Raw genomic sequence first — 7,463 nt, forward strand, 5'->3', positions numbered from 1 at the left:
GTTCAAGCGGGGGTAGGGGACCACGGGGGCGAAGCCCCCGTTCGGGGGCCCGGGGGCGGCGCCCCCGGAACCCCGGCCCCCTACCCCCGCTCCCGTTCCTCCACCACCGCGTTGTACGCCGCCACCCGCGCCCGCCGGGCCACCCGCTCCACCGGGCGCAGCACCGCACTGCGCGCCGCCAGTTCCGACGCGCTCACCGCGCCCGCCACCGAGCGCCCCTCGGCCGCCTGCGCCACGGAGACCAGCAGTCCCACCCGGCGGGCCAGCTCCAACACCCGTACCGCACGCGGCGGGTAGCCCGGCGCCAGGACCTCCTCGTCCGAGCCCAAGACCTCCGCCCGCGCCCGGTACGCGTCGATCGCCGCCTCCGCCGCCGGACCCGCCCCGGCGACGTCGAGCCGCGTCAGCGCCGTCGTCGCGTCCCGCAAAGCCTCCGCGAGCTCCCGCTCCGCCTCCCCGAGCGAGGGCACATCGGCGGGCGGCGCCTCCCGTACCGCGAGGCAGTGCCACACCACCTCGGTGCGCACATCACCGGCCGGGCCCGCCTCGCGGACCTCCGGCACCAGACCGTGCGGCGCCCCGAAGCCGACCACCGCCTCCCCGGCCTCCAGCGCCCGCGCGTTGAACTCCGGCGGCCCGCTGAGCCCCAGCGGATGCCCCGGCGCGGGCAGCGCGACCCGGAAGCCGGACACACCGAGAGCGCGCAGCCGCCCGAGCGCCAGCGTGAGTCCCACCGGCGCCGCCTCCCCGGGTAGACCCGCCACCCGGTGCACCGTGTCGTCCCCGACGATCGCCAGCGCGGCGTCGTCCGGCGAAACTTTCCCGGCCAACAGGGCATTTCCCCATGCGGCCAGCCGACCTGAACGTGGTTCCGAGAACATGGCCCCAGCCTAGGGACTGGCCCTCACGGCAGGTCCACTCCGTCAGTGGCGTAGGTTTTGTCTGGGAGATTTCCCGGGGCCCTGCCCACAGGCACAGCCCGGACCTCAAGACGATTGCATGGGGAGACAACGCGCTCATGAGCGATGTACTGGAGCTGGTGGACGTATCCGTGGTCCGCGACGGACGCGCTCTGGTGGACGACGTCTCCTGGTCGGTCAAGGAGGGCGAGCGCTGGGTGATCCTCGGCCCCAACGGCGCCGGCAAGACCACCCTCCTCAACATCGCCTCCAGCTACCTCTTCCCGACCACCGGCACGGCGAAGATCCTCGGCGACCGGCTCGGCAAGGTGGACGTGTTCGAGCTGCGCCCGCGCATCGGCATGGCCGGTGTCGCCATGGCCGACAAGCTGCCCAAGCGCCAGACCGTGCTCCAGACGGTGCTCACCGCCGCGTACGGCATGACCGCCACCTGGCAGGAGCAGTACGACGCCGTCGACGAGGAGCGCGCCCGCGCCTTCCTCGACCGGCTCGGCATGACCGACTACCTGGACCGCAAGTTCGGCACCCTCTCCGAGGGCGAGCGCAAGCGCACTCTGATCGCCCGCGCGATGATGACCGACCCCGAGCTCCTGCTCCTCGACGAGCCCGCCGCCGGTCTCGACCTCGGTGGCCGCGAGGACCTGGTCCGCCGCCTCGGCCGGCTCGCGCGCGACCCCTTCGCGCCCTCGATGGTCATGGTCACGCACCACGTCGAGGAGATCGCCCCCGGCTTCACCCACGTCCTGATGATCCGCCAGGGCAAGGTGCTCGCCGCCGGCCCCATGGAGACCGAGCTGACCTCCCGTAACCTCTCGCTCTGCTTCGGGCTCCCGCTCGTCGTCGAGCACCGCGGCGACCGCTACTCCGCGACCGGCCTCCCGCTCGCCTGACGCCGGCCGTTCAAAGGTGCACTGTCCGTGACGGGGTGCCCGGACCTACCATGACCTCGTGAACGCATGGGTTTGGTGGCTGATCGCAGCAGCGGGTCTGGGCATCCCCCTCGTACTGACCGCGATGCCGGAGTTCGGCATGATGGCCGTCGGCGCGGTCGCGGGCGCCGTCGGCGCGGGCCTGGGCCTGGGAACCGTCGCCCAAGTCCTCGTCTTCCTCGTGGTCTCGGTCGCGCTCATCGCCGTCGTACGACCCATCGCGGCCCGGCACAGCAGCGAACGGCCCCAACTCGCCACCGGGATCGACGCGTTGAAAGGCCGTCAGGCGGTCGTCCTGGAGAGAGTCGACGGCAGCGGCGGCCGGATCAAGCTCGCGGGCGAGGTCTGGTCGGCCCGTACGCTCGACGACGGCCAGTCCTTCGAGCCCGGCCAGCAGGTCGATGTGGTCGAGATCGACGGAGCGACTGCCATCGTGATGTGAACCATGCCAGGATCATCCGGGCCGGAAGCGCCAGCGCTTCCGCGCACTTTCTAGAGGCAAGAGAGGCACGGGGAACGCGATGCAACCGATCATCATCGTCCTGATCATTCTGGTGGTGCTGGTCTTCATCGCCCTGATCAAGACCATCCAGGTGATCCCACAGGCCAGCGCGGCCATCGTGGAGCGCTTCGGCCGCTATACGAGGACGCTGAACGCCGGACTGAACATCGTCGTCCCGTTCATCGACTCGATCCGCAACCGCATCGACCTGCGTGAGCAGGTCGTGCCGTTCCCGCCGCAGCCGGTGATCACCCAGGACAACCTGGTCGTCAACATCGACACCGTCATCTACTACCAGGTGACCGACGCCCGGGCCGCCACCTATGAAGTCGCGAGCTACATCCAGGCCATCGAGCAGCTCACCGTCACCACACTCCGCAACATCATCGGCGGCATGGACCTGGAGCGGACCCTGACCTCCCGCGAGGAGATCAACGCGGCGCTGCGCGGCGTCCTCGACGAGGCCACCGGCAAGTGGGGCATCCGCGTCAACCGCGTCGAGCTCAAGGCGATCGAGCCGCCGACCTCCATCCAGGACTCGATGGAGAAGCAGATGCGCGCCGACCGTGACAAGCGCGCGGCCATCCTCCAGGCCGAAGGTGTCCGGCAGTCCGAGATCCTGCGCGCCGAGGGCGAGAAGCAGTCCGCGATCCTGCGCGCCGAAGGTGAGGCCAAGGCGGCCGCGCTGCGCGCCGAGGGCGAGGCCCAGGCGATCCGTACGGTCTTCGAGTCCATCCACGCGGGCGACCCCGACCAGAAGCTCCTCTCCTACCAGTACCTCCAGATGCTCCCGAAGATCGCCGAGGGCGACGCCAACAAGCTCTGGATCGTGCCCAGCGAGATCGGCGACGCGCTCAAGGGCCTGTCCGGCGCGTTCGGCAACCTCGGCAGCGGCATGCCCGGGTTCAACACGGGCGCCGAGCGCCGCGAGGAACCCCCCGTCGACTGAGGCGAGTTGGCACCACGGCGGCGCGAAGTCCACGATCCGACCCGGACGACTGTCTCCTCCACGTAAGCGTGCATGATCGGTACGGCCCCTCGACCTCCATGGCGGGGAGGCGTCTCACTGATTGTGTAAGGAGATGGCCTTGTCCATCTGGGAAGCACTCGCGGTCTTCGCGGCCGGCGTCGGCGCCGGCACCATCAACACGATCGTCGGCTCCGGCACCCTGATCACCTTTCCCGTGCTGCTGGCCACCGGTCTCCCGCCGATCACGGCGAACGTGTCCAACACCCTCGGCCTGGTCCCCGGCTCCATCAGCGGGGCCATCGGCTACCGCGACGAACTCACCGGCCAGCGCCACCGCGTACTCCGCCTCGGCGTGGCCGCCCTCATCGGCGGACTGACCGGCGCGATCCTGCTGCTCGCCCTGCCGTCGAAGGCGTTCGACGCGATCGTCCCCGTACTGGTCGGCCTGGCACTGCTGCTCGTCCTGTTCCAGCCGCGCATCGCCGCCGCGCTGAGGCGCCGCCGCGAGACCACCGGCACGGAGACCCACCCCGACGGCGGCGTGCTGCTGCTCGTCGGCCTCTTCGCCGCCAGCATCTACGGGGGCTACTTCGGCGCCGCCCAGGGCGTCCTCTATCTCTCCTTGATGGGCCTGCTGCTCAATGAGTCCCTGCAGCGGATCAACGCCGTCAAGAACGTCCTAGCCGCCGTGGTCAACGGCGTCGCGGCCCTCTTCTTCCTCTTCGTCGCCGACTTCGACTGGACGTCGGTCCTGCTCATCGCCGTCGGCTCGACCATCGGCGGCCAGATCGGCGCGAAGGTAGGCCGCCGCCTGAAGCCCGCGGTGCTGCGCGGCGTGATCATCGCGGTGGGGGTGGTGGCGATCGTGCAGCTGGTGCTGCGCTGAGAAAATGCCTGGGGGTGGCCCACCGCTTTTCGCGGTGGGCCACCCCCAGGCATTTAGGGGCGCGGGGAACTGCGCGACCAGCCACGCACGATCCGCAGTCGAACTACCGCACGCGCAGCGTTACGCGGCGCCGCGCGCCAGCCAATCGGGCAGCGCGGACCGATCACCCGCCGCCATACCGAGCAGCATCGCGTCGGCGGGCGACGGCACGAACGGCTGGCGCAACAGCGGCATGGCCGCCTCCTCCGGCGTCCGATCGGCCTTGCGGTGATTGTCCTCGGCGCAGGACGCCACCGTGTTCAGCCAGCTGTCCCGCCCGCCCTGGGCCCGCGGCACCACATGGTCCACGGTCGTCGCGCGCCGCCCGCAGTACGCGCACCGGTGCTGGTCCCGGACCAGCACACCCCTTCTCGACCACGGAGCCTGTCTTCGGAACGGCACCCTTACGTACCGGCAGAGCCTGATCACCCGCGGCACCGGTATCTCGACGGCGGCGGCACGCATCCTGAGCTCGGGATGCTCCTGCTCGACGACGGCCTTGTCCTGGAGGACCAGCACCACGGCACGGTTCAGCGTCACCGTCGACAGCGGCTCGAAGCTCGCGTTCAGTACCAGTGTGTCCCGCATAATGCCCACCTCCGCGTAGTGCCGGCCCACCCCCTGGCGGGCTTGGATCAACTCTGGCCGGGCTCGCCACAACGGACAACGCATTAAAAATGCCCTGCTCTGATCTCTCCAAGACCAGAGCAGGGCAAACAATGAAGGAACGATCAGCTACTCGGAGTCAGCTGTTCGAGGGACCGGTGTACGTGCCGATCAGCTGGGCGCGTCCCAGTGCGTGGAAACGCAGATGGAATCCGACGGCGGCGCAGGAGGCGTCCGCGTCCGGCCCCAGCTTCTCCGAATCCACCGCGTAAACGGTGAACACATAGCGGTGCGACTCCCCGGCCGGCGGAGCCGCCCCGCCGAAGTCCTTCGACCCGTAGTCGTTGCGGACCTGGACCGCCCCGGCCGGCAGCCCCTCGAACTTCCCGCTGCCCGCGCCCGCCGGCAGCTCGGTCACCGACGCCGGGATGTCGAACACGACCCAGTGCCAGAACCCGCTGCCCGTCGGCGCGTCCGGGTCGAAGCACGTCACCGCGAAGCTCTTGGTCTCGGCCGGGAACCCCTCCCACCGAAGGTGGGGCGAGGTGTTCCCCGCCGCGTAGACCTGGGCGTCCTTCAGTACCGCGCCCTCTCGGACGTCCTCGCTCACCACGGTGAACGACGGCACCTCGGGGTGGAAGTCATGGGGAAGCGGCGGCCTCTTGAGCTCGCTCACGCGGGCACCTCCTGATTGATGTCCAGTGGTTGGGACAGACCCTAGAACCAGTTGCGCCTGCCGCCGACCTCCGCCAGCCACTGGTGCAGATACGCGGCCCAATCCGTCCCCTGGTAGTCGTACAGACCGACCTGGAACGAGCGGTACGAGTCGCTGCCCTCGCTGAACAGACCCGGCTTCTTGTCCATCTCCAGGACGACGTCCATGGCGCGGTCGTCCGCGACGAACGTCAGCTCCACCTGGTTCAGCCCGCGGTACTCCGACGGCGCGTAGAACTCGATCTCCTGGTAGAACGGCAGCCGCTGCCGCGTCCCACGGATGTGCCCGCGCTCCATGTCCGCGCTCTTGAAGCGGAAGCCCAGCTTGATGAAGGCGTCGAGGATCGCCTGCTGCGCCGGCAGCGGGTGCACGTTGACCGGGTCCAGGTCGCCCGCGTCAAGGGCCCGCGCGATCTCCAGCTCCGTCGTCACACCGATGTGCATCCCGCGCAACGGCTGCCCGTCGACGGTCGTGACCGGCGTCTCCCACGGGATCTCAAGCCCGAACGGCACCACATGCACCGCGCCCGCCTTCACCTCGAAGGCCCCGCCGAGCCGCACCTTGGTGAACTCGATGTCCTGCTTGGTCTCGTGCTCACCGCCCTCGACCTCGACCCGCGCCTGCAAGCCGACGGAGAGCCCCTCGATCTTCTGGTCCACCGACCCGCCCTGGATGCGCACCTCGCCCTGGACGACACCGCCCGGCACGACATTGGCCTCGGTCAGCTCGGTCTCCACCGAAGCGCCACCGGCCCCCAGGCTCGCAAGCAGACGCTTGAACCCCATGCTCTTCCCTCCATAGATCTCGCCCCTTGTGAACGCGCAACCTCGGGCTCCGGTTCCGCGCCGCCAACCGCTACGCTCGTACGCCATGATCGCGGGCCCCGAACGTACGCCACTTCCACGCGCCTTCTTCGACCGCCCAGTCCTGGAGGTCGCCCCCGACCTGCTCGGCCGCACCCTGGTGCGCAGCAGCCCCGACGGCCCGGTCGAGCTGCGCCTGACAGAGGTGGAGGCGTACGACGGAGCCAACGACCCGGGTTCCCACGCCTTCCGCGGCCGGACCGCCCGCAACGGCGTGATGTTCGGCCCGCCCGGACACGCGTACGTCTACTTCACCTACGGGATGTGGCACTGCCTCAACCTCGTGTGCGGCCCCGAGGGCAGGGCGAGCGGGGTGCTGCTGCGGGCGGGCGAGATCCAAGTGGGCGCGGAGCTGGCCCGCAAACGTCGAATCTCGGCCAGAAATGACATGGAACTGGCCAAAGGCCCGGCCCGCCTGGCCACGGCCCTGGACATCGACCGGGACCTGGACGGTACGGACGTGTGCACCGCCCCCGGTGCCCCGCTGTCCGTACTTACGGGTACGCCCGTGGCCCCCGACCTGGTGCGCAGTGGTCCGCGCACGGGAGTGGGCGGCGAGGGAGCCCCACATCCCTGGCGGTTCTGGATCTCTGACGACCCGACAGTCAGCCCCTACCGCCCCCATCAGCCGCGCCGCCGCGCAACTTGACTCGGCCCCACCGGACGCCTAACGTAGCCCGAGCCGCTTGAGACGGGCCCTGCTGTTCAGCAACCCGAAGCGGCCACCCACTACCTACGACTGACCCGAACGGGTCCCTGTTTCGGCATGCCGAAATTCGGATTCAGCGGCTCGATTATGAGCGGCCGGGGAAATCAGCTAAAGTAGTGACCACGCCGAAAGGGAAAGCGCGAAAGCGAAAACCCCGGAAAGCAAATCCCGCTGACACGGGAATCGGACACGAAAGAGTCTGATAGAGTCGGAAACGAAGGAAGCGCCCGGAGGGCCCGGAAACGGGAACAAAGGAAGCGTCCGTACCTTGAGAACTCAACAGCGTGCCAAAAGTCAACGCCAGATTGACAACCCCGGCCTGCC

At 69.4% G+C, this 7,463-nt stretch carries 9 protein-coding genes; 5 read left to right on the forward strand and 4 right to left on the reverse strand.

Annotated features, from left to right (window positions below):
- Positions 1-80: 80 nt before the first annotated feature.
- Positions 81-881 carry a hypothetical protein gene (locus BG418_RS16105; protein ID WP_188274569.1) on the reverse strand — a complete coding sequence of 267 codons (801 nt, stop codon included), beginning with the start codon at positions 879-881 and terminating at the stop codon, positions 81-83.
- Positions 882-1,018: 137 nt separating this feature from the next.
- On the opposite strand from BG418_RS16105, the gene BG418_RS16110 reads away from it, so the two are divergent.
- From BG418_RS16110 to BG418_RS16125, 4 genes are all read left to right on the forward strand, one after another.
- Positions 1,019-1,810, forward strand: a complete 792-nt coding sequence (locus tag BG418_RS16110; protein ID WP_188274570.1) for an ABC transporter ATP-binding protein — start codon at positions 1,019-1,021, stop codon at positions 1,808-1,810.
- A gap of 58 nt (positions 1,811-1,868) precedes the next feature.
- Positions 1,869-2,291 carry an NfeD family protein gene (locus tag BG418_RS16115; RefSeq protein ID WP_188274571.1) on the forward strand — a complete coding sequence of 141 codons (423 nt, stop codon included), beginning with the start codon at positions 1,869-1,871 and terminating at the stop codon, positions 2,289-2,291.
- Positions 2,292-2,370: 79 nt separating this feature from the next.
- Positions 2,371-3,300: an SPFH domain-containing protein gene (locus BG418_RS16120; RefSeq protein ID WP_188274572.1), complete on the forward strand. Its 930-nt coding sequence runs from the start codon at positions 2,371-2,373 to the stop codon at positions 3,298-3,300.
- A 133-nt stretch (positions 3,301-3,433) separates the two neighbouring features.
- The gene (locus BG418_RS16125) at positions 3,434-4,207 is read left to right on the forward strand and encodes a sulfite exporter TauE/SafE family protein (protein WP_188274573.1); all 774 of its coding nucleotides are present in this window, start codon (positions 3,434-3,436) and stop codon (positions 4,205-4,207) included.
- 120 nt (positions 4,208-4,327) lie between these two features.
- Here BG418_RS16125 and BG418_RS16130 read toward each other — a convergent pair whose 3' ends face one another.
- From BG418_RS16130 to BG418_RS16140, 3 genes are all read right to left on the reverse strand, one after another.
- Positions 4,328-4,834, reverse strand: coding sequence for an HNH endonuclease (locus tag BG418_RS16130; protein WP_188274574.1), 507 nt, complete (start codon positions 4,832-4,834; stop codon positions 4,328-4,330).
- A gap of 157 nt (positions 4,835-4,991) precedes the next feature.
- Positions 4,992-5,528, reverse strand: coding sequence for a YbhB/YbcL family Raf kinase inhibitor-like protein (locus BG418_RS16135; RefSeq protein WP_188274575.1), 537 nt, complete (start codon positions 5,526-5,528; stop codon positions 4,992-4,994).
- A 41-nt stretch (positions 5,529-5,569) separates the two neighbouring features.
- Positions 5,570-6,352, reverse strand: coding sequence for a sporulation protein (locus BG418_RS16140; protein ID WP_188274576.1), 783 nt, complete (start codon positions 6,350-6,352; stop codon positions 5,570-5,572).
- 85 nt (positions 6,353-6,437) lie between these two features.
- Here BG418_RS16140 and BG418_RS16145 point away from each other — a divergent pair, with 85 nt between their 5' ends.
- A complete protein-coding gene (locus tag BG418_RS16145) occupies positions 6,438-7,079 on the forward strand; it encodes a DNA-3-methyladenine glycosylase (protein ID WP_188274577.1) in 642 nt (213 codons plus the stop codon).
- Positions 7,080-7,463 lie beyond the last annotated feature (384 nt).

The sequence above is a fragment of the Streptomyces sp. CBMA152 genome, assembly GCF_014596475.1.
Lineage (GTDB): Bacteria > Actinomycetota > Actinomycetes > Streptomycetales > Streptomycetaceae > Streptomyces.

Excerpts from the sequence above, each read along its gene's own strand:
- BG418_RS16105 (WP_188274569.1), bottom strand. The coding sequence starts at position 881 with ATGTTCTCGGAACCACGTTCAGGTCGGCTGGCCGCATGGGGAAATGCC.
- BG418_RS16110 (WP_188274570.1), top strand. The coding sequence starts at position 1,019 with ATGAGCGATGTACTGGAGCTGGTGGACGTATCCGTGGTCCGCGACGGA.
- BG418_RS16120 (WP_188274572.1), top strand. The coding sequence starts at position 2,371 with ATGCAACCGATCATCATCGTCCTGATCATTCTGGTGGTGCTGGTCTTC.
- BG418_RS16125 (WP_188274573.1), top strand. The coding sequence starts at position 3,434 with ATGGCCTTGTCCATCTGGGAAGCACTCGCGGTCTTCGCGGCCGGCGTC.
- BG418_RS16130 (WP_188274574.1), bottom strand. The coding sequence starts at position 4,834 with ATGCGGGACACACTGGTACTGAACGCGAGCTTCGAGCCGCTGTCGACG.
- BG418_RS16140 (WP_188274576.1), bottom strand. The coding sequence starts at position 6,352 with ATGGGGTTCAAGCGTCTGCTTGCGAGCCTGGGGGCCGGTGGCGCTTCG.
- BG418_RS16145 (WP_188274577.1), top strand. The coding sequence starts at position 6,438 with ATGATCGCGGGCCCCGAACGTACGCCACTTCCACGCGCCTTCTTCGAC.